The sequence below is a fragment of the Bradyrhizobium sp. genome, assembly GCF_030654605.1.
Lineage (GTDB): Bacteria > Pseudomonadota > Alphaproteobacteria > Rhizobiales > Xanthobacteraceae > Bradyrhizobium.
Window position 1 is genome coordinate 1 of record NZ_JAURXB010000232.1, and the last position, 1,464, is coordinate 1,464.

The 1,464-nt window shown below is 65.2% G+C and carries 2 protein-coding genes; both read left to right on the forward strand.

Features of this window, described 5'->3' with window-relative positions; genetic code table 11:
• Positions 1–33: 33 nt before the first annotated feature.
• A complete protein-coding gene (locus Q7U29_RS20790) occupies positions 34–759 on the forward strand; it encodes an alpha/beta fold hydrolase (protein WP_304744416.1) in 726 nt (241 codons plus the stop codon).
• A partial coding sequence (locus Q7U29_RS20795) for an MBL fold metallo-hydrolase (RefSeq protein WP_304744417.1) occupies positions 756–1,464 on the forward strand: 709 nt, incomplete at its 3' end. The genes Q7U29_RS20790 and Q7U29_RS20795, both read left to right, overlap by 4 nt.

Consider the following 1,464-nt stretch of genomic DNA (forward strand, 5'->3'; position numbering starts at 1 on the left):
GGCCCAACAGCAACTCACAAATGGAAACGCCCGATGAACGCTCCGTCCCCCAAGACCTTTCTCGTCTGCCACGGCGCCTGGTCGGCCGGCTGGGCCTGGAAGAAGATGCACCCGCTGATGGCGGCGGCCGGGCACCGGCTGGTGACGCCGACCTACACCGGCCTCGGCGAGCGCGCGCATCTGGCCAATCCGTCGATCGATCTCGAAACCCACATCGAGGACGTCCTCAACGTCATCGAATACGAGGACCTGCGCGACATCGTGCTGGTCGGCCACAGCTATGGCGGCATGGTCGCCACCGGCGTCGCCGACCGCGCCCGCGACCGCGTCACGCAGCTGATCTATGTCGACGCCTTCGTGCCGGCTGACGGCCAGTCGCTGCTCGATCTCAACGAGGTGGCGCGGCCGCGCATGCAGGAACTCAAGGACAGCGGCGAGTGGCGGATGCCGCCGAACCCGACGCCGCCGGATACGTCGCCGGCCGACCAGGAATGGCTGAGCACGCGCCGCGTGCATATGCCGATCAAATGCTTCGAGACCGCGCTCGGATTGCAGGGCGGCTCGCTCACTTTGCCGCGCAGCTACATTTACGCCACCCGGATCACGCCGGCGGACACGTTCGGGCAGTTTGCAAAAATGACGAAGAACGATCCGGCCTGGCGCTATCACGAGATCGACGCCAGCCATTCGCCGAACGTCACCGCGCCGGACGCGCTGATGGCACTGCTGGAACAAATCGCGACGGAGCCGAAGCGATGAAGCAGATCAGGATCGGCGACATCACCATTGATGCTGTGATCGAGCGCGAAGGCCCGTGGCGGCGGCCGCAGGATTTTTTCCCGGCCTATGACGATGCCGTCTTCAAACATCATCTCGCGAGCATGGAGCCGGAGGTCTACGACGCCGCACTTGGACTGATGGTCATCACCTACCAGACATTTGTCGTTCGCACCCCGCGCCATACCATCCTGGTCGACACCTGCACCGGCGAGGACAAGGGCCATCCGCCGCCGTTCGATTTCCCCGGCAAGGAACGCTGGCGCAACGAACTGTTCGCGCTCGGCGTCAGTTACGAAAGCGTGGACTATGTGTTCTGCACCCATCTGCACATCGACCATACCGGTTGGAACACGGTGCTGCGCGACGGCCGGTGGGTGCCGACCTTCCCGAACGCGAAATACGTGTTCCACAAAAAGGAATACGCGGCCTGGGAGGCGGAGCACGCCCGCGGCGCCAATCCGCCCGGCACCGTGTTCCGCGACAACTGCTTGCCCGTCGTCGAAGCCGGCCAGGCGCTGCTGGTCGACGACGACTACGCGCTCGACGACACCATCACGCTGACCCCGACGCCGGGCCACTCGCCCTGCCATTGCTGCGTCAATATCTTTTCCCGCGGCCAGCGCGCGGTGGTCGCCGGCGACCTGATGCACCACGCGATCCAGTGCCGCGAGCCCGACTGGTCGG